The organism is Gammaproteobacteria bacterium (genome assembly GCA_034522055.1).
Classification (GTDB): Bacteria; Pseudomonadota; Gammaproteobacteria; order JAABTG01; family JAABTG01; genus JAABTG01.
Genome location: JAXHLS010000006.1, coordinates 1,202,206 through 1,222,088, shown reverse-complemented (window position 1 = coordinate 1,222,088; position 19,883 = coordinate 1,202,206). Strand labels below are relative to the sequence as shown.

Sequence of the window (19,883 nt, the reverse complement as noted above, 5' to 3'; positions counted from 1 at the left end):
CCGGCTAGGAGCGCTACCAGGAGAGTGCCGATCGCAAGTCCTGGTCACGCTTCATAGCCTTCCTCGACGAGCGCCTGGGTTCCCGGCCCCGGGGGATCTGGCCCGACCTCTGACCGATACCGTTATGTTTCGGGCGACGGGGTCCCGGCCGAGGCGCGGGCGCTTACCCGGAGGATGTCCTTGGCATGGTTGGTGTGTCGGCTGACCCTTTTTCCGGCTCCCCCTGCAACCGGCAATGGAGCATGAGGCGTTCCGCAGCCTCCCTGGCGGCATCGGCGTAGGGTATCAGCACCATGTCCACCCCTTCCTGCTCGAAGGCTTGGGCGTCGTAGCGGCTGGCGGTGGAGACGGCCACCTTGCCCTGATAGTTCTGCTGGCGCAGGCCATGGAGCAGCATGCGGTTGATGCCCCGGTCGCGCACGGTGCTGACCACCCATTGGGCGCGGCCCAGGGGCAGGGAGGCGACGAATTCGGGGTCTTCCGCGTCGCCGTAGTGGACGGCATAGCCCTCGCGAGTATGGCGGGCCACGGCCTCGGGGTCGAAGTCCACCGCCAACAGGCGGCAGCCACGGGTGCGCAGGCACTCCGCCATGGTGGCGCCGAAGCGCCCGAGGCCGATGAGGAGGATATCGATGTTGTCATTGCCTTCCACCGGGCTGTCCAGCTCCCGGTGGGCCACCTTGCGCTCGAAGGCGGAGAGGTAGGGGGCCAGGCGTTCGTAGAGGGGGTGCGAGTAGAGGATCATATAGGTGGAGGCGCTGATGGTGATCAGTCCCACCAGGGTGATGAGGCCCACGGTCTCCTGGTCCAGGTGACCCAGGCTGAGACCCAGGGCCGCGAGGATGAGGGAGAACTCGCTGATCTGGGCCACCGTCAGTCCGGCCAGGAAGCCGGTGCGCTTGCGATAGCCCATGTAGCCCATGATCACCATGACGATGAGGGGATTGCCGATGAGCACGAACAGGGAGAAGACGATGGCCGCCCCCACCTGATCCCCCAGCAGGCCGAGTTCGAGGCTGGCGCCGAGTTCGATGAAGAAGAAGACCAAGAGGAAGTCCCGCAGGCTCACGAGTCGCGCCGCCACCTGCTCGCGGTAGGGCGTCGAGGCGATGGAGATGCCGGCGAGGAAGGCCCCCACCTCCTTGCTGAAGCCGAGGGCGTCGCCGGCCGAGGCCCCCAGCACCGCCCAGGCGATGGCGAACAGCATCAGCAGTTCCGATGAATGGGCCAGGCGTCGCATCAGGCCGGGTAGCACGTAGCGCATCAGGAGGGCCACCGTCATCAGCATCAGGGCCCCCTTCAACAGGATCTTCAGGGCCTCCCACCCCATGTGAACCTCCCCGGAACCGGCCTGGCCGAAGGCCGTGAGGCCGATCATCACCAGCACCACCACGATGTCCTGGACGATGAGAAAGCCCACCGCGATGCGCCCGTGCAGGGAATCCACCTCGCGCTTGTCCGACAGCAACTTGACGATGATGATGGTGCTGGAGAAGGTCAGGGCCACCGCCACGTAGATGGCGACGACGTGGGACATGCCCAGCAGCAGGGCGATGAGGTAACCCACCACGGACGTGAAGATCACCTGTCCGAGTCCCGAGGCCAGGGCCACCGGCCCGACGGTGCGGATGATGTGCAGGTCCAGCTTCAGGCCCACCACGAACAGCAGCAGCGCGATGCCCAGGCGCGCGAACAGCTCGATCTCGCTGCTGTGGGAGACCATGCCGAAGGCCGAGGGCCCGGCCAGGATACCGACCGCGATGAAAGCGACGATGAGGGGTTGACGTAACAACTGGGCCAAGGCGCCGCCGACGGCCGCCAGTCCGAGGAGCGCGCCTATCTGGAAAAAAACGCTTTCGAACATGCCCCACTCCTATGGAAAATGGACCGGCTCAGCCCTGGTCCTGAACTCCTGAATCGGCTTCGTCCGGGCGTCCTGATGTCGGGATGAATCCCGACCTTCGATTCTGCCTCCGGGAACGCGAGGTAGTGATGTCCTTATAGGTCTGACTATAGGTCGGACTGTAGGTCGGACTGTAGGTCGGACTTCAGTCCGACATCCCTCGGCGGGTTCCAGACCGGCGCTGGTGCCTGGAGCAGCGCCGGCTGTCGGGATGAATCCCGGTCCACATCCATGCCCCGGGAACACGCGGTGGTGGTGTATCTGCGGGGTGTTAGCCCGACATCGATCACCCCCCCGCGATCTCCCGCGCGCGGGGCCGCAGCAGCAGGCCGTAGAACATTTCCAGGTAGCGCCGGGTCTCGGTGCGCTCCAGATCGGTGACATATTTCCAGAAGCCATAGACCCGCGACAGGGTCATCATGCGCTCGGCGTAGTTGGCCCAGGTGTAGCGTGCGGCCACGCGTTCGAGGGCCCCGCGCGAGAGGGTGTCCCAGTAGCCTGGGTCCTCCTCGCAACGTTGGAAGAACTCCACCAGCCGCGCGGCGGCCGTGTCGCCGTGGTTGGGGTCGATGTGAAAGCCGGAGACGCCGTCCTCGATGATCTCCAGGGGACCGCCGAAGCGGGTGGCGAAGGTGGGCAGACCGGTGGTCATGGCCTCCACCACCGTGAGACCGAAGGCCTCGAACAGGGCGGGCTGCACGAACACGCCGCGGCGCTCGGCGATGAAGCGGTAGATCTCACCCGCCAGGCTCTTCTCCAGATGCACGCCGAGCCATCTCACCTGGCCGTCGAGGCCGTGGCTGTCCATGAGACCGTGCATGAAATGGATCTGCTCCCGCTCCTCCACGTCGTGGGAACGGTTGGGATCCACGTGGCCCGCCACCATCACCAGGTTGGCCCGCTCCCGCAGGGCCTCGCTCTCGGCGAACCAGCGCGCCAGGCCGGTGATGTTCTTGATGCGGTCCATGCGGGCCATGGTGAAGATGATGGGTTTGTCGGGGTCGGCGAGGCCGCCGCGGCGATCGGGCCCGGTCTCCGTGCCCAGCAACAGTTCCTCGATATCGGCCGACAGGTGCCGGAGGCGGCGTTCGGACTCGCCGGGCGGGAAATAGATACGGGGATCGGCGCCCGGTGACACGATGTTGAACTTGGGATCGTAGACATCGATGCCCTGCACCACCCGGTAGAGGCCCGGCATGGAGAAGGACATGTAGCTCTCGTACTGGCCGAGGCTGTCGTCGGTGCCGGCGATCTCCTGGTAGGTGCTGGTGATGATGAAGTCCGCCGTGTTCATGGCGATGAGGTCGGCGGTGAACTGGCAGGAGAAATGGTAGTTGTGTTCGTTGTCCTGCCAGTAGAGGTCCGAATACAGATACTTGGTCTTCTCCAGGGCGTGGGCGATGTTGCACTGGGTGACCCCCAGATGTTGCGACATCAGGGAGGCCACCAGGTTGCCGTCGGAGTAGTTGCCGATGATGAGGTCGGGGCGGCCATCCAGCTCGGCCCGCAGCTCCCGCTCGGCATCCGCGGCGAAACGCTCGAGGTAGGGCCAGACCTCGAAGCGTGAGATCCAGTGGGGCACCACCTCGTCCTGTTCATCCCGGAACGGGGTGCGCAGGATGCGGGCGTTGCGGGTGCCGGCGATGGGTTCGAGGCGCTGGTCGCAGCTGGTGCCGTCGGCCTCGGGCAGGAGCCGCGTCAGCACCACGATGGAGGGTTCGAAGTCGAGACCCTGGGTGTGCAGGCGCTCGTGCATCTCGTTCTCCAGGGCCCGTACCTGGTCCAGGATGTAGACTACCTGGCCGCCGGTGTCGGGGCGTCCCAGTACATTGGACTGGCCGAAGTAGCCATGGGGCGAGACGATGGCGATGGAAAAGATCATCGGAACGCGACCCAGGAAGACCTCCAGATTACGCGGTGAGGGCGCCTCGAGAATATCCAGCAGCAGCCGCATGGTGTCACGGATGCGCGCCACGTCGCGGCCCCAGCCCACCTCGAAGCCCAGCCGGCGCAGGTCATGACTCACGGCGTTCCAGGATTGGTCGGGCGGTTCGTCACGCAGCCGCCTGTCGGCCTGGCGCAGGGCGCTGCGCAACTCGGCCACGTCCTCCACGGCGTCGTTCAACATCAGTTGCTGGTCGCGGTACTTGTGGACCCGGAGAAAGGCCAGGAGCCGTTGATCGCCCTTGCCCAGTTCCTCGAACAAGCGGCTGGACAGGCGGCGGTTGAGGAACTCCACGCCACGCCCGATGGAGTCCGACTCGTGGAGCTTCTGGAAGTCCCGCGAGAAGGGAGCGAGGTCCACTTCCAGGGTCCAGCCATCGGCGCGCGGCCCCATTATCAGCCGCTCCTTGAACTCCAGGAACTCGCTGACGGGCACCACAGCCCCCTCCACCGAGTCCATATGCAGACGCAGGTACTCCCACTTGGCCACCCGCGGGCGCAGGGCGAAGTAGATCCAGGCCCCCTCCATGGCCGCCTCCTGGCACCAGCTTATGACGGTGGCGAAGGGGCTCTCTTTCAGTTGCGCGCAGGCCTCTTCGGCGCATACCGCGTCGAAGGCATCGAGGAGTTCGCTGCGGACCAGCAGATTACGCCCCAGGGACTGCAGGTGATGAATGAAACCATGTACCAGGGAGGGATGGTCTTCGAGAAAACCGAGGGCGGCGACGAGGGGGGCTTGGCGGTTCATCGGCTTAGAGACTCCATTGCCTGCGCAAGGTGTGGTAGAAGGCGTCGTCGTCGACGGTGGCCCCGCGCCGGCCGACGATGGCCGACGCCATGTCCTGGGCCCTGTCCAGGGTGTCCTGGAGGGGCCAGCCCTGGAGCAGGCCGGTGATGAGCACCGCGGCGAAGGAGTCCCCCGCACCCACCGTGTCTACCACGTCCACCACCGCCTTGGGCGCGGCCATGGCAGTGCCGCCGTCGCGGGAGAAACCCTCGGCCCCCGCGCTGCCGCGGGTGACCACCACCGTGGTGAGGTCAAACGCGTCCATGATTCCGCGGACGCGCTGCGCCAGAGGCATCGCATCGGGCAGCAGGGCGTCCAGCTCGTCCTCATTGAGCTTGAGATGGTCGGCACGGTGGATGCGGGCCAGCACGGGGTCCCGTTGCCACCACGGGTCGCGCAGGTTCACATCGAGAAACACCGGTGCCTCACCGTGGGCGAGCAGGTCGTCCAGGGCGGACTGTGAGACGTCATCGCGGGTGGCGAGGGTGCCATGATAGATGATCCCCGCCGCGCTGGCGGCCGGCGGAAAGGCGCCGGAACTGATGTAATCATAGGCACGTTGGGGGACGATGTCGTAGGCGGGCTCGCCGTCTTCCAGGCTCACCTCCACGGTGCCCGTGGGATGGCTGCTGTCCTGTTGGAGGCCCGCTGTGGTCATGCCCCAGCCCTTCATGGCGGCGCGGATCTCGTTGCCCAGGGCATCGTCGCCCACGCGGCTGATGAAGAGGGGGTCGAGGCCGAGGGCCTGCAGGTGCCAGGCCACATTGAAGGGCGCACCGCCCAGCACCCGGCTGCCGTCGGGGAAATGGTCGAACAACACCTCGCCGAAAACGATGGGTTTGCCTGTCATGGGTCGTGGTCCTTCAGCCGTATTGGGTGGCCGGCAGGTGTATCAGTTGCCGGCCCGTGAATGCAAGGAGTCATCCCCAGCGCGTCGGGGTTTGGCCAGGCGTACCGGCGGTTCCGTCACTGGGAGGTTTCGGTCCCTGCCTCGTCGGCGACGGGTATCCGGCACTCGCCGTAGAAATCGTAGTGGTCGATGGCCTCGAGGATGCCGCGGGCATGACTGGTATGGGCGAAGTAGATGTTGTCCGTGTCCACCAGATGGGACAGCTCTTCGTCGTGCCGGTTGGCCACCACCACCGCCAGGGTGTTGCCCCGCATCATGTCGGCATCGGTGCCCGAGCCGCCGGCCGCCAGGATATGCTCCAGGGGTATGTCGAACTGGTCGGCGAAGTAGCGCAGAGCGGAACCCTTGGAGGCTCGCACCGGGATCACGTCGAGGAATTGCCCGAATGAGAGGAACACGTGCACCGTCAGGTCGGCCTGGTGGATCAGGCGCTGGATCTCCTCGATGGGCGGCGCCTTGGCGGGGTCGATGAAGTAGCTCACCTTGAAGCGGGTCTGCTCGGTCTGCTTTTGGGGATAGACGCCGGGGATCTCGTCCAGCACCTCCCGCACCCGCTTGGGCTTCCACAGGTGGTCGATGTGCTTGGCCCAGCTGCTGTCGGCGGTGAGTTCCGGTGCGTAATGTATCTCGGTGCCCACGCTGGTGATGAGGACGTCCGGTTCGGGGATGCCGTAACGGCGCATGACCTTCAGGGCCGATTCCAGGCTGCGCCCGGTGGCGATGCCGAAGCCCGCGCACTTGCGGTTGTGGCGCACGAATTCCAGGAAGTCCTTGAGGGCGGCGCGATCCCCCAGCAGGTTCTGGTCGAGATCGGTGAAGATGGCGCGGTCGTGGTGCTGGGTGCGCTTGCGGGTGAGGCGCGGGCGCACGCGCATGCCGGTGCGGTCCACGATCGGTGTGATGGCCTTCAGGTAACGCTCGGCGTGGGCCTCCCAGGAATAATGGCGGTGAGCGCCTTCCAACCCGTTTTCGGCGAAGCGCTGCCAGCGCTGGCGGTCGTTGAGCAACTCCAGCAGGGCCTCGGAGATGGCGCGGATGTTGAGGGGATCGATGAGCAGCCCATTGCGGCAATGGGCGATGATGTCCCGGGGGCCGCCATCCTCCGTGGCCACGATGGGCAGGCGGCTGGCCGCCGCCTCGATGAGAGTTAGCCCGAAGGGCTCGGTCAGGGCCGGGTTGATGAACACCCCGCCGCTGGCTGCCGCCAGGCGGTAGAAGGCCGGCACGTCATCGGATTTGTGGTGCTTGGGGTAGGCCACCTTGCCGTAGAGGTCGTAGTAGTCGATGAGCAGCAGCAGGTCGGTGAGCACCCGCTGGGTGCTGGCCTCCATATCCCGGATGTCGTCGCGGTTGCCGGCCACGATGACCAGATTTGCCTTGTCCCGCAGTTTGCGGGTCTCGCCGTAGACCTTCACCAGGGTGGCCAGGTTCTTGCGCTCGTCGGCGCGGGACAGGGCCAGGATGATGGGCTTGCGCGGGCTGCGCAGGAACGGGCGGATGCTGGCGAAGACGTCGTGGTCCCACTCCCGCCCCGAGGGTGGCATGAAGCGGGTGAGATCGGTGCCCGGGGCGTTCACCACCATCTGCTCGGGCTGGTAGTGGTCGTAGCGGCCGTACTGGTCCTCGATCTCGTTGCGGGTGCTGGCGATCACCAGCTCCGCGTTGGCCAGGGTCTCTTCCTCGGCCTCGATGCGAGTGGACATGCTGTAGCGCCGGTCGATGTCCGAGCCCTTGAGACCACTGGCGATGAGGCGGCGCCGTTTCACCCGGCCCAGGGAGTGGCCGGTATGGATCAGGGGGATACCGAGATGGTTGGCCACCCGGATACCGACGTAACCGGCGTCGGCGTAGTGGCTATGGATAATGTGGGGCTGGCCTTCCTGGTGGCGCAGGTACTCCAGCATGTTGTCGGCGAAGGCATCGAGATGGCCCCACAGGGCCTCCTTGTGGATATAGCCCGGCGGACCCGCCTCGATGCGCACGATGCGGGCCTTGGGGGCCAGGGTCTCGGTGGGTTCGGCGTAGTCGCTGCTGACCCCGGGGTCCACCACGCGGCGGGTGAAGAGGTCCACCCGGCCCACCTCTTCCCGCGCCGCCAGGGCGCTGGCGAGTTCTACCACGTATTTGGTCTGGCCGCCGGTGTCGGCATCCCGACCCAGTTCCAGATCATGGCCTCTGATGAGACCGTGAATGCTGATAAGGGCGATGTAGATGGGCTCTTTAGGGGCCATGGGGGCTTGAGGGGCTCCGTCCCTGTAGTTGTTTTTGGGCGGAGTTCATCATAACGCAGTCGACGAAGCGCGTCAGGTATTGCCCCGCCCATGCAATTTTGAATTCTGAATTTTGAATGTTGAGTTGAGGCGCCCGCCATGCTGGCCGGTGCGTAGGGTGGAACAAGCGAAGCGGCTCCGCCGTCAGGGGGGCAGCACCCCGGCGTTGGCCATCAGCCGGCCAGGCGGGCGTCCTCCAGGGCGCTCAGGCGGTTGTCCTCGATCATGTCCTGGATCATGCGCACGTATTCCCGGCCCTTGGCGGAATACTTCTCCAGCCCCTCGCTCAGAGCCATGCCCGAGGGCTCCATGCCTTGGGCGCGCAGGCGCGCCCGCCGTTCCCGCAACTCGGCGTAGGCGGGGTGGCTGTTGAGGGTGTGCATGTAATAACCCACCGAGTCGCTCAGGCTGTCGAAGCGTCGCACCAGGTGCTTCTTGCCGGCGCCGCGGCGCTTGGGGATGATGCCCTTGGATTCGTCGTAGGTCCAGATGCCGAACAGGTTGCGGGCCTCGCGGGCGAAGCGGGAGCTGCCCCAGGCGCTCTCGTTGGCGGCCTGGGCCAGGGCCAGGGAGACGGGGATGGTGTCGATGCGCGCCAGCAGGTCGGTGCGGGCCGCCGGGTCGTCCAGGGGATCGCCGTCCACGCGGTAGCGTCCCGCGAGGTCGGTCAGGCGCCGTTCATCGGCCGCGGTCAGGGGGATGCCGTCCTCCAGCCGTTTCACCAGGCCGGCCGCCTCTTGCCGCAGCGCGGCCAGGCGCTCGTTCTCCAGCAGCACCAGGGGCGTGAGGATATCCAGGAAGCGCTGCTTGCGCTCCGCGGCCGGCACATCCCCATCGAGGTCGTCTGGGATGCGCTCCACCACCATGGGCTCGACGACGATGCCTTCAGCACCGCCATCCGTAGCGGTTGCGGCGGCCGCGGGCCAGGGGCCGGCCACCGCGGCGGTCGCCTGTTCCGGCAGCGCCTGGGGGGAGTGATCGGAGGGTGGTGATGCCGCCTCTGCCGGCTCCGGGGCCGGTGTGCGGGTGTCGGCTCGTGGTGCCGAACGGTAACGGTACGGGCTGGCGGGATGGACATTCACGTGCCGGCCCTGCCAGTAGGCGGCGGGCACGGGGGCGCCGTAATGATTGGCGTAATGGGGGTTGTAGGACGCCGGGGCGTAATAGCCGGGCCCGTAGGCAGTCGCCCCCGTGGTGGTGGCGAGAAGGGCCATGACCCCGATGGTTCCGATGATTCGTGGTGCCGACATGAGTTGTAACCAATAAAGTAGAATATATGAATATTCTAATATTAATGACCATTCACTTCAATGGGCTAGTCGATGCAGTTCAGGGCTCCGCGTACCAGCGACCGTCGGCGTGGCGCCGGAACCAGTTGTGGCTGTACCAGTGGAAGGCCCCGTCGCCCGCGGGCATGGTGCAGTTGTAGCGGTTGCGCCCCACCAGCAGGCGCTCCTCGGCCCGGACCTCCGCCGTGCGCGGATCCTGGCTGATCCAGCGTATCGTGACCTCGGGGCTGCCGTTGGCATAGCAGCGCAGGGCCTGCCAGGGGTGGTCGCCGGGGTGCATCACCAGCCGCAGCAGGGGCCGCCACGCGTCCAGGGCGACCACAGGCTCGGCGGGCTCGGCGCGGGCCACGGGCAGGGGCAGGGTGCGGAGCTTGGTGGCGAAGCTCTCGAGGTTGCCGTAGGGACCGGACATGGGGAAACGGGGCAGGGCGACGGGGTCACCGCCGGACCACGCCGGGCCGGAGTGCTGGCCGAAGCCCGTGAGACCGAGGTCGCGCACCAGGGCCTCGAGGGCCAGGTCGAACTCGCCGTAGGGGTAGGCGAAGAGGCGGGGGCGGGTGCCGATCTCCTCGTGGATGCGCCGCCCGGCTCGGGCGATGTCCCCGCGCACCCGGGCCCGCCAGGTCTCGTCATCCTCGCCGGGCCGGCGCCGTATCAGATGGTCGTGGCTGGCGCTGTGGTTCTCCATGGCCACGCCGTTGCCGGCCATCTCCCGCAGGGTGTCCCAGTCCAGGTAGGGCCGGAGCCCGGCATCCACGGCGTCGGTGTTGACGAACAGGGTGAAGGGCCAGCCCCGGGCGCGCAGGCGGGGATAGGCCTGCGAGTAAACGGTCTCGTAGGCATCGTCCACGGTGATGGCCACGCAACGCTCCGGCAAGGGCGTGCCGGCGCCCAGGGCCGTCACCACCTCGTTCAGGGGCATCACCCGGAAGGCGTGTTCCTCCAGGTGCTCCAGGTGGGCCTCGAAGCGCTCCGGCGCGACACTGGTGGCGGGCGGGGTGGCTGTACTGAAATGATGGTACTGGAGGATAATGCAGTGGTCCGCCGCCATGGCCGGTCCGTTCGCCAGCATGGCGGTTACTAAGAAGGCCATCGATTCCTTTAATCTCATTCCCGCATGATCCCATGAGCAGCTCGGAATACCCAATACCTGCCACGGTCGTGATTCCCTTTGCCCGTCGTCGCTGAGCGCTACTGGGGCCTGGTGCCCGCCGCCGGCGTGGGTACGCGCATGGGCGGTGGTGTCCCCAAGCAATATCTGGAACTGGCGGGGCGGCCTCTCATGACCTACGCCCTGGAGGCACTCCTGAGCCACCCCCGCATGGCGGGCGTGATGGTGGTGGTGGGGGCTGCGGACACCCGCTGGCCTGCCCTGGGGGTGGCCGGGGGCCCTTCCCTGATGTCTGCGATTGGCGGCGCGGAGCGCTGCCATTCGGTCATCAACGGGCTCCATGCGCTGGCGGCCGCCGGTGCCGCCGGTGGCGACTGGGTGCTGGTGCACGATGCCGCGCGCCCCTGCCTGAGGGAGGCCGACATCACCCGCCTGATGGATGAACTCTCCGGCCACCCCGTGGGGGGGCTGCTGGGCCTGCCCGTCAGGGATACCATGAAGCGCGCAGGTGCCGACGGGCAGTTGCGGGAGACGGTGAGCCGCGAGGGCCTGTGGCATGCCCTCACGCCCCAGATGTTCCGCCTGGGTCCGTTGCAGGCGGCCCTCGAGACGGTGGTGGCCGCCGGCGCTACGGTGACGGACGAGGCCGAGGCCATGGAACTGGCGGGTCACACACCGCGCCTGGTGGAGGGTAGCCCCGACAACATCAAGGTGACCCACCCCGCCGATCTGCGCCTCGCCGCCCTGTATCTGGCAGGACAGCAGAGGGACAGGACATGAACATCGCAAGCCTGCGCATCGGCCAGGGCTACGACGCCCATCGTTTCGCCGCCGGGGAGCGCCTGGTGCTGGGGGGTGTGACCATCCCCCACAGCCACGGCCTCGCCGCCCACTCCGACGGCGACGTGCTGATCCATGCCCTGTGCGATGCCCTGCTGGGGGCTGCGGCCCTGGGGGACATCGGGCGCCACTTCCCGGACCGGTCGCCCGAGTTCGCCGGCATCGACAGCCGGGTGTTGCTGCGCCGGGTGGTGACCCTGCTGGAGGAACAGGGCTACGTCGCCGGCAACGTGGACTGCACCCTGGTGGCCCAGGCGCCACGGCTGGCCCCGTACATTCCGGCCATGGTGGCCCACATCGCCGCCGATCTGGGCCTCGCCGTGGAACGGGTCAACGTCAAGGCCACCACCACGGAACGCATGGGCTTCACGGGCCGGGAGGAGGGCATCGCCGCCTATGCCGTGGCCCTGATCCATGGCGCCTGAGGAACTCCCCCGGGCCTGGGGCGATCCCGCCTGCAGGGCCCGTATCCGCAGCCGGCCGGCGGATTTCCAGGTGGACGAGGTCCTGGGCTTCGAGCCGGCGGGCGCGGGGGGGCATATCTTTCTCGAGGTCCGCAAGACCGGCCTCGACAGCCACGAGGTGGCCCGGCGCCTGGCGCGGTTCGCCGGGGTGGCGGTGCGGGACGTGGGGTTGTCGGGCCTCAAGGATCGGGATGCCGTCACCACCCAGTGGTTCTCCCTGCCCGCTCCGAAGCAAGGGGATCCGTCCTGGGATGCCTTCGCCGAAGCGGGCATCGAGGTGCTAGCGGTCACCCACCACGGCCGCAAGCTGCGCCGCGGGGTCCATCGCCGCAACCGTTTCAGGCTGGTGTTGCGGGAGTTCGCCGGTGACGCCTCGGACCTGGAAGCGCGGGTGGCGCGGGTGGCCGCCGCGGGCGTGCCCAACTACTTCGGCGCGCAACGCTTCGGGCGGGATGGCGGCAACCTGGAGGAGGCGCGGCGGCTGCTGGCGGGGGAGATCCGGGTGCGGGACCGGCGGCTCCGGGGGATCTACCTGTCGGCGGCCCGTTCCCACCTGTTCAACCGCGTGCTGGCGCGGCGGGTGGAAGCGGAGGCATGGGACCGGCCCCTGGCGGGGGACGTCATGAACCTGGACGGACGCCACGGCATGTTCACCGTGGTCGAGGTGGATGAAGAGATAGGTGAGCGCAGCCGTGCCGGGGAGATCCATCCCACGGGCCCGCTGTGGGGGCGCGGTGGCATGGTGGCCGGGGGAGCGGCGGCAGAACACGAACGAGCGGCCCTGGCGGACCTGGGATGGTGGTGCGACGCCCTGGAGGGCTTTGGCCTGGACATGGATCGCCGGGCCCTGCGGCTCAATGTGGAAGGGCTGACCCTGGAAGAGGGGCCGGAGGGCAGCCTGGTCCTCGGCTTTGAGTTGCGCAGCGGGGCCTTCGCCACCACGGTGCTGCGGGAACTCATCAGCGTCGCTTGACGAGCACGTAGACGGCCCCCGTGCCGCCGTCCATCGCGCGGGCGGTGGAGAAGGCTAGCACCTCGTCCCGCTGGCGCAACCAGTGGTTCACCTTCACCTTGAGGATGGGCTGGCCGCCCCGGGAGCCCCGGCCCTTGCCGTGGATCACTCGCAGGCAGCCACAATGGCGCTCCCGGGCCTCCTGCAGGAAGCGGGCGAGGGCCTCCCGCGCCTCCGCCACTGTCATGCCATGCAGGTCCAACTCCATCTCGACACTGAACTGACCCCGCCGCAGGCGCCGCAGGGTGTTGCGGGGCACCCCCGGGCGCGCGAAGGACAACTCTTCGCCGGTCTCCAGTTCGGCGGGGTCGTGGTAGTCGGACATCATGTCCCGCAACACCTCTCGCTGCTCCTGGAGGGTCTGGAGAGGACGGGGCGGAGGGCGGGCCCCACGGTGGTGCGCACGGTCTTGACGCAGTCGCCGAACGTCTGCCATCTCCTGGCGGAATATGCTTGTCTCTTCGACAGTTGGGTCGTCTTTCTCAGTCATGACTTTAAGCATCCGCCCATTTGCCCGCTCATTTGCAATCCGACCCTGCACCGCGTCGGGAGTTTCGCTTCGGCGCCCCCGCGCGATCCGTTCTCCCATGCCCGGGCTGTAGATTGCAACCCGCCGCCGAAGCCCGCCTGCGCCATGTCGGGATGGATCCCGACCTGCGATCGGGCCGCCAGGCATGGCCCATCCCCTGACAGCGAGTCCGGCTCCAGCCCGACAAGCCGCCTCAGGATCGCATCGCGCGGCCCGTGGCGGCGGATCCGGGCAGAATCCGCCGCAGGGTGGGGGTGCGCAGAGCCATGAGCATGACGAACAGGGCCAGATAAAGCACGGGCTCCCGGATGTCCGCCTTCACCAGCCACAGGAAGTGCAGGGCCCCCAGCAGCCCGCTCACGTAGACGAGCTTATGCAGGCGCAGCCAGCGCCGCGCCCCGAGGCGCCGCACCATGGCGTTGGTGGAGGTGGCGGCCAGGGGTACCAGGATCACCAGGGCGCTAAAGCCCACCGTGATGTAAGGGCGCTTGAGGATATCCGCCGTGATGTCTTCCCAGGCGAAGTGTTGGTCGAGCCATAGATAGGTCACGAAGTGCAGCAGGGCATAGAAGAAGGCAAACAGTCCCACCATGCGCCGGTAGCGCAGGGCGCCACTCCAGCCCGTGAGGAGCCGCAGGGGTGTCAGGGCCAGGGTCGCCATGAGCAGCCGCAGGGCCCACAGCCCAGTATGGTGGGTGATGGCCTCCACCGGGTTGGCCCCCAGGCCATCGGCGAAACCCCGCCAGATGAGGACCGCCAGGGGCACCAGGCACAGCAGGAAGACCACGGGTTTGAGATGGCGCTGAGAGATCAAAGTTCGTTCCGGTGGCCACGACTGTAAGCGCGCTGTTGGCGATGCTGTGGGCCTCAACCCGACACCAACCCCTGCCAACCGCACCCGCCCTCAGAGCCGTGTCATCTCCGATTGGCTCATGTCGGGATGAATCCCGACCACCATCCGCGCCGCTGGAACGGGCGGAGGTGGTGTCTCTGTAGGTCGGGCTTCAGCCCGACAGCCTGCAGGAAAAGGTTCCTGACACCTTTCTTGGGGCCCTAAAAGTCTCTCGTCAGGTCCATGCCTGCATACAGGCCGGCCACCTGGTCCCCATAGCCGTTGAACATGAGGGTTTCGCGCTTGGGGGTAAGAAGACCGTCGCCGATGCGGCGCTCCTTGGCCTGGCTCCAGCGCGGGTGGCTCACCCGGGGGTTTACGTTGGAATAGAAGCCGTATTCCTGGGGCGCCGAGGTGTTCCAGGCGGTGGTGGGCTGCTCCCGCACGAAGCGTATGCGCACGATGGATTTGATGCTCTTGAAGCCGTATTTCCAGGGCACCACCAGGCGCAGGGGGGCGCCGTTCTGCTTGGGCAACACCTCGCCGTAGAGACCGACGGAAAGGATGGTGAGGGGATGCATGGCCTCGTCGAGGCGCAGGCCCTCGCGATAGGGCCAGTCCAGCACCCGGGAACGCTGGCCCGGCATCTGCTCGGGGTCCAGCAGGGTGGTGAACTCCACGAAGCGGGCCGCCGAGGTGGGCTCGAAGCGGGCCAGCAGGTCCCCCAGGGGAAACCCTATCCACGGTATCACCATGGACCAGGCCTCCACGCAGCGCAGGCGGTAGATGCGCTCCTCCAGGGTATGGGGACGCAGCAGATCGTCGAGATCCAAGGTGGCCGGCTTGTGGCACTCACCATCCACCTTGACGGACCAGGGCCGCGGCTCGAAGGCATCGCTGTTCCTGGCGGGGTCTTCCTTGCCGGTGCCGAACTCGTAGAAGTTGTTGTAAGTGGTGGCGTCCTTGTAGGTGGTGGGCTCCTCGCCGGTGCTCGCGGGATGGCGCGGGGCGTCCGCGTAGGGCTTGGGCCCGGGCCCCACCCGTTCCGCCTCGCTGTCACCGGCCCCGAAGAAAGCCCCGGCAACGGGGCTCGCCGCCGCGAGGCCCGCCGCGCCCGCCTTCAGGAACAGGCGCCGTTTTATGTAGAGGTCCCGGGGCGTGATCTCCGAGGATCTTACGTCCGGTGGTCTTTTGATGAGCATGTTATGTCTCCAGGGCTCCGAGTCGGGATGCATCCAGACCTATTACCGATTCTACGCACAAAACACCCGTCCGGTTCGGTGGCACCGACGCCCTCGCCAGTGCCGCGGGTTCAGTACCCAAGACGATCAGACCGGCCGGGCGGGCTTTTTATGTCGGGATGAATCCCGACCTACATCCGTGCCGCAGGAAGGGACGATGGTTGTGTATCTGTAGGTCGGGCTGTCGGTCGGGTGGTAGGTCGGGCTGCAGCCCGACAGCTTGCGGGTGGTTCCGGCCCGGCCCGTGGTGTGGGCGGCGGGCGTTAATGTCGGGATGAATCCCGACCTACATCCATGCCACAGGAACAGGCGGCGGTGGTGTCTCTGTGGGTCGAGCTGTAGGTCGGGCTTCAGCCCGACAGCCTGCGGGTGGTTCCGGCCCGGCCCGTGGTGTGGGCGGCGGGCGTTAATGTCGGGATGAATCCCGACCTACATCCGTGTCCCGGGAACAGGCGGTGGCGGGTGGGTTCGCGGCGCTTGTCCAAACCTCCACTCCTCCCTGATCTTCGCCCATTTCCCATTTCCCATTTCCCCATTCCATCCGCCGCCAATCCCGGCCGGCATGCCGCCTCACCCCACCCATACCCGCGCGTTGCGGAACATGCGCAGCCATGGTCCGTCCTCGTCCCAGCCGTCGGGCCGCCAGGAGTACTGGACGGCGCGAAACAGGCGCTCCGGATGGGGCATCAGGGCGGTGACGCGGCCGTCGGTGGTGGTCAGGCCGGTGATGCCTGCCGGGGAACCGTTGGGGTTGGCGGGGTAGGCCTCGGTGACGTGACCGCGATTGTCCACGTAGCGCAGAGCCACCAGGCCCGCGGCGGCGAGGTCCGCGGGGCCCTGGCCAGCGGCGAACTCGGCGCGTCCCTCGCCGTGGGCCACGGCCACGGGCAGGCGTGAGCCCGCCATGCCGGTGAAGAACAGGGACGGGGTGTCGGCCACCTCCACCATCACCAGGCGGGCCTCGAACTGTTCCGAGGTGTTGCGGCAGAACAGAGGCCAGCCTTCGGCACCCGGCATCAGATCCCGCAGCTGGGCCAGCATCTGACAGCCGTTGCACACCCCGAGGCTGAAGGTGTCCGGGCGCTCGAACCAGGCCGCGAACTGGTCGCGGGCCCGCGGGTTCATGAGGATGGAACGGGCCCAGCCGCTGCCGGCCCCCAGGACGTCGCCATAGGAGAAGCCGCCGCAGGCCGCCAGGCCCCGGAAGTCGTCCAGAGTTAGGCGCCCCGCCAGGAGGTCGCTCATGTGGACATCCAGGGCGTCGAAGCCGGCACGGTGGAAGGCGGCCGCCATCTCCAGCTGGCCGTTGACACCCTGCTCCCGGAGGATGGCCACCCGGGGCCGGGCGAGATGGACCCAGGGCGCCGTGATGTCCTCCTCCACATCGAAGGTGGCGGCCACGCCGAGGCCCGGGTCCGCCGCGTCCAGCAGGCGGTCATACTCCTGGCGGGCGCACTCCGGGTTGTCCCGCAGGGCCTGGACGTGGTGTGAGGTGGCGGACCACAGGCGCCGCAGCTCGGTGCGGGATGCGTCGAACAGGGTCTCGCCGAAGCGGCGGATGCGGATGCGCTCGTCGGCCTCGGGCTTGCCGAGACAGTGGACGTGGTCGGCCAGCCCGCCGCAGGCCCGTAGCCGGGCCAGGACCTCGCGGCTGTCGTCGGCGCGCACCTGCAGCACCGCACCCAGTTCCTCGTTGAACAGCAGGGGCAGGGGTTCGCCCTCCAGGGTGTCCAGCACCAGGTTGAGGCCGCAGCCGCCGGCGAACGCCATCTCGCACAGGGTGGTGAACAGGCCGCCGTCGGAGCGGTCGTGATAGGCCAGGATCCGGCCCTCGGCGTTGAGCCGCTGCAGGGTGTCGATGAAGGCGCGCAGATCCTCGGGGGCGTCCAGGTCGGGGCATTCCGCACCCAGACGACCGTAGACCTGGACCAGGGCCGAGGCGCCCAGGCGGCAGCGGCCCCGGCCCAGGTCCACCACCATGAGATCGGTGTCGCCGCAGTCGCTGCGCAGGGCGGGGGTCAGGGTACGGCGCACGTCCCGCACCGGGGCGAAGGCGGAGACGATGAGGGACAGGGGTGCCGTGACGGCGCGCTCCTCGCCATCCTCGGTCCATACGGTCTTCATGGACATGGAATCCTTGCCCACGGGGATGGCGATACCGAGGGCAGGGCACAGTTCCATGCCCACCGCCCGCACCGTCTCGTAGAGGGCGGCGTCCTCCCCGGGATGGCCCACCGCCGCCATCCAGTTGGCGGACAGCACCACGTCCTCCAGGCGGGTGAGGGCCGCCGCCGCCAGGTTGGTGAGGGCCTCGCCCACCGCCATGCGGCCCGAGGCGGGCCCGTCCAGGAGGGCCAAGGGTGTCCGTTCGCCCATGGCCATGGCTTCGCCCGTGAGGCTGCGAAAGCCGGTCGCGGTGACCGCGCAGTCCGCTACCGGCACCTGCCATGGCCCCACCATCTGGTCGCGGGCCACCAGCCCGCTGATGGTGCGGTCGCCGATGGTGATGAGGAAGGATTTGTCCGCCACCGCCGGCAGCTGCAGCACCCGCCGTGCCGCCTCGGCCAGGGGCACGTCGGCCAGGGGGGCCTCGTCCCGCGGCACCGGCCGGCTGGTGGCATCGCGATGCATGCGCGGGGGCTTGCCGAACAGCACCTCGAGGGGCAGGTCGATGGGGGCATCGCCGAAGTGTCCGTCGGTCAGGCTGAGATGCTCCTCCGCCCGGGCCTCGCCCACCACGGCATGGGGGCAGCGCTCGCGCTCGCACAGGGCCTTGAAGGTGGCGAGGCCCTCGGGCCGCAGGGCCAGCACGTAGCGCTCCTGGGCCTCGTTGCACCAGATCTCCATGGGCGACATGCCGCGGTCGTCGTTGGGGATCTGCCGTAGTTCGAAGCGCCCGCCGCGGCGGCTGTCGTGCACCAGCTCCGGCAGGGCGTTGGAGAGACCGCCGGCGCCCACGTCGTGGATGGAGAGGATGGGGTTGTCTTCCCCCAGGGCCCAGCAGCGGTCGATGACCTCCTGGCAGCGGCGCTGCATCTCGGGGTTGCCCCGTTGCACCGACGCGAAGTCCAGCGCCTGCTCGCTCCGGCCCTGGGCCATGGACGACGCGGCACCGCCGCCGAGCCCGATGAGCATGGCGGGGCCGCCGAGCACCACGATGGGGGCGGTGGCGGGGATGGGCTCCTTGTGGACATGATCGTCGCGGATGTTGCCCATGCCGCCCGCCAGCATGATGGGCTTGTGATAGCCCCGCACCTCGGTACCGTCGGGGCCAGCCAGGGCCTGCTCGTAGGTGCGGAAATAGCCGGCCAGGTTGGGGCGGCCGAACTCGTTGTTGAAGGCGGCGGCGCCGATGGGGCCTTCGATCATGATATCCAAGGGGGACACGATGCGTGCCGGGCGGCCGTGGTCCACCTCCCAGGGCTGGGGCAGGGTGGGCAGGCGCAGGTTGGACACGGAGAAGCCCGTCAGGCCGGCCTTGGTGCGCGAACCCCGACCGGTGGCCGCCTCGTCGCGGATCTCGCCCCCGGAGCCGGTGGCCGCCCCGGGGAAGGGGGAGATGGCGGTGGGATGATTATGGGTCTCCACCTTCATCAGCAGGTGCACCGGCTCCTCGTGGTAGACATAGGCGCCGTCGGGCGCGGTCATCAGGCGGTGGCCGGAGGCGCCGCGGATCACCGCCGAGTTGTCGTTGTAGGCGGACAGCACGTCGCCGGGATGACATTCGTGGGTGTTGCGGATCATCTGGAACAAGGTGTGGGTACGGGCCTCGCCGTCGACGGTCCAGGAAGCGTTGAACACCTTGTGGCGGCAGTGCTCGGAGTTGGCCTGGGCGAACATCATCAACTCGATGTCGTTGGGATTGCGGCCGAGGCCCTCGAAGGCCGCCATGAGATAGTCCATCTCGTCGGCACTGAGGGCGAGGCCGAGCCCGCGGTTGGCCTCCTCCAGGGCCGCCCGCCCGCCACCGAGGATATCCACCGCGGTAACGGGGCGGGGCTCGGGATGACGAAACAGGCGGGTCATGGCGCCCCCGGGATCGGCCATCACCGCCTCGGTCATGCGGTCGTGGAGGGCCCCGGCGGCCCCGTGGGCGGTCGCCGCGGCCAACGGGCCCCGGGCATCACGCAGTTGCCAGGCCACGCCATGCTCGATGCGCTCCACGCCGTCGAGGCCGCACACGCGGGCGATGTCCGTGGCCTTGGTGGACCACGGCGAGATGGTGCCGGGCCGAGGCACCGTCACCATGCTGATGTGGAATCCGGAGGTATCCTCCGGGGCCTCCAGCAGCACCCGCAGCCTGTCGACCAAGCCCTGATCGAAGACCGGAGCATCGACGAAATAGAGGGTGCGGGCGTCGATGCCTGTCACCTCCGGACAGGGGTTACGCACGGCATCGAGAATCTTGTCGAGGCGGAAGGTGGAATATGCGGGCGTGCCGATGAGATACATGGAGTGGCCGGGTCCGGGACGGTGGTTGGAAGAGGGCATGATAATGCAACGGCGGCAGTCGAACGAGACGCCCGGGCTGGCGAGGGCGGTATCCCCACCTCTTGGAGCGTCCCCTGTGGCATCCGCGCACGGTTTGATTTAAATTTGCGCCATAACGATAAAACGCAGCCGGACGGCACCATGGCCGTGGATGACACCACGGGCCTGCGGCCATGATGGGTGTGATGGCATGGCGCGCAGCCACGGTGCGACGCGCATGGCTTTGAGGGACCTTTCCTTCTTTACTTTTTCCATCCAAT

13 protein-coding genes are annotated in these 19,883 nt (G+C 67.8%); 3 read left to right on the top strand and 10 right to left on the bottom strand.

Features of this window, described 5'->3' with window-relative positions:
- Positions 1–163: 163 nt before the first annotated feature.
- The 6 genes from U5S82_24380 to U5S82_24355 all read right to left on the bottom strand — a co-directional run bounded on the left by U5S82_24380 (position 164) and on the right by U5S82_24355 (position 10,196).
- On the bottom strand, positions 164–1,864 hold the full coding sequence (locus U5S82_24380) for a cation:proton antiporter family protein (GenBank protein ID MDZ7754701.1): 1,701 nt from the start codon (positions 1,862–1,864) through the stop codon (positions 164–166).
- A gap of 325 nt (positions 1,865–2,189) precedes the next feature.
- A complete protein-coding gene (locus U5S82_24375) occupies positions 2,190–4,595 on the bottom strand; it encodes a sucrose synthase (protein MDZ7754700.1) in 2,406 nt (801 codons plus the stop codon).
- 4 nt (positions 4,596–4,599) lie between these two features.
- Positions 4,600–5,484 (bottom strand): carbohydrate kinase, encoded by an 885-nt coding sequence (locus U5S82_24370; protein MDZ7754699.1) that lies wholly within the window; start codon positions 5,482–5,484, stop codon positions 4,600–4,602.
- Between the two features lie 116 nt (positions 5,485–5,600).
- Positions 5,601–7,775, bottom strand: coding sequence for an HAD-IIB family hydrolase (locus U5S82_24365; protein ID MDZ7754698.1), 2,175 nt, complete (start codon positions 7,773–7,775; stop codon positions 5,601–5,603).
- Positions 7,776–7,987: 212 nt separating this feature from the next.
- Positions 7,988–9,064 carry a glucosaminidase domain-containing protein gene (locus tag U5S82_24360; GenBank protein ID MDZ7754697.1) on the bottom strand — a complete coding sequence of 359 codons (1,077 nt, stop codon included), beginning with the start codon at positions 9,062–9,064 and terminating at the stop codon, positions 7,988–7,990.
- A 79-nt stretch (positions 9,065–9,143) separates the two neighbouring features.
- Positions 9,144–10,196, bottom strand: coding sequence for a polysaccharide deacetylase family protein (locus tag U5S82_24355; GenBank protein MDZ7754696.1), 1,053 nt, complete (start codon positions 10,194–10,196; stop codon positions 9,144–9,146).
- 78 nt (positions 10,197–10,274) lie between these two features.
- Here U5S82_24355 and ispD point away from each other — a divergent pair, with 78 nt between their 5' ends.
- Genes ispD through truD form a run of 3 tightly spaced genes read left to right on the top strand, consistent with a single transcriptional unit; the run spans position 10,275 to position 12,491 of the window.
- The gene (gene ispD, locus U5S82_24350; protein ID MDZ7754695.1) at positions 10,275–10,994 is read left to right on the top strand and encodes a 2-C-methyl-D-erythritol 4-phosphate cytidylyltransferase; all 720 of its coding nucleotides are present in this window, start codon (positions 10,275–10,277) and stop codon (positions 10,992–10,994) included.
- A gap of 11 nt (positions 10,995–11,005) precedes the next feature.
- Complete coding sequence (ispF, locus tag U5S82_24345; GenBank protein MDZ7754694.1) at positions 11,006–11,479, top strand: 2-C-methyl-D-erythritol 2,4-cyclodiphosphate synthase; 474 nt, start codon at positions 11,006–11,008, stop codon at positions 11,477–11,479.
- Entirely contained in the window at positions 11,469–12,491 is a 1,023-nt protein-coding gene (gene truD / locus U5S82_24340) for a tRNA pseudouridine(13) synthase TruD (protein MDZ7754693.1), read from the top strand. Before ispF ends, truD begins: the two co-directional genes overlap by 11 nt.
- Here the strand turns inward: truD and U5S82_24335 are convergent.
- From U5S82_24335 to purL, 4 genes are all read right to left on the bottom strand, one after another.
- Positions 12,478–13,020, bottom strand: a complete 543-nt coding sequence (locus tag U5S82_24335) for a Smr/MutS family protein (protein ID MDZ7754692.1) — start codon at positions 13,018–13,020, stop codon at positions 12,478–12,480. The two genes, truD and U5S82_24335, sit on opposite strands and share 14 nt — an antisense overlap.
- 232 nt (positions 13,021–13,252) lie before the next feature.
- The gene (locus tag U5S82_24330) at positions 13,253–13,873 is read right to left on the bottom strand and encodes a protein-methionine-sulfoxide reductase heme-binding subunit MsrQ (protein ID MDZ7754691.1); all 621 of its coding nucleotides are present in this window, start codon (positions 13,871–13,873) and stop codon (positions 13,253–13,255) included.
- Positions 13,874–14,112: 239 nt separating this feature from the next.
- Positions 14,113–15,093 (bottom strand): protein-methionine-sulfoxide reductase catalytic subunit MsrP, encoded by a 981-nt coding sequence (msrP, locus tag U5S82_24325; protein MDZ7754690.1) that lies wholly within the window; start codon positions 15,091–15,093, stop codon positions 14,113–14,115.
- Positions 15,094–15,702: 609 nt separating this feature from the next.
- Positions 15,703–19,584: a phosphoribosylformylglycinamidine synthase gene (gene purL / locus U5S82_24320; protein ID MDZ7754689.1), complete on the bottom strand. Its 3,882-nt coding sequence runs from the start codon at positions 19,582–19,584 to the stop codon at positions 15,703–15,705.
- Positions 19,585–19,883: the final 299 nt, after the last annotated feature.

Excerpts from the sequence above, each read along its gene's own strand:
- U5S82_24365 (MDZ7754698.1), bottom strand. The coding sequence starts at position 7,775 with ATGGCCCCTAAAGAGCCCATCTACATCGCCCTTATCAGCATTCACGGT.
- U5S82_24380 (MDZ7754701.1), bottom strand. The coding sequence starts at position 1,864 with ATGTTCGAAAGCGTTTTTTTCCAGATAGGCGCGCTCCTCGGACTGGCG.
- purL (MDZ7754689.1), bottom strand. The coding sequence starts at position 19,584 with ATGTATCTCATCGGCACGCCCGCATATTCCACCTTCCGCCTCGACAAG.
- msrP (MDZ7754690.1), bottom strand. The coding sequence starts at position 15,093 with ATGCTCATCAAAAGACCACCGGACGTAAGATCCTCGGAGATCACGCCC.
- U5S82_24355 (MDZ7754696.1), bottom strand. The coding sequence starts at position 10,196 with ATGGCCTTCTTAGTAACCGCCATGCTGGCGAACGGACCGGCCATGGCG.
- U5S82_24335 (MDZ7754692.1), bottom strand. The coding sequence starts at position 13,020 with ATGACTGAGAAAGACGACCCAACTGTCGAAGAGACAAGCATATTCCGC.
- U5S82_24370 (MDZ7754699.1), bottom strand. The coding sequence starts at position 5,484 with ATGACAGGCAAACCCATCGTTTTCGGCGAGGTGTTGTTCGACCATTTC.
- U5S82_24360 (MDZ7754697.1), bottom strand. The coding sequence starts at position 9,064 with ATGTCGGCACCACGAATCATCGGAACCATCGGGGTCATGGCCCTTCTC.
- U5S82_24375 (MDZ7754700.1), bottom strand. The coding sequence starts at position 4,595 with ATGAACCGCCAAGCCCCCCTCGTCGCCGCCCTCGGTTTTCTCGAAGAC.
- truD (MDZ7754693.1), top strand. The coding sequence starts at position 11,469 with ATGGCGCCTGAGGAACTCCCCCGGGCCTGGGGCGATCCCGCCTGCAGG.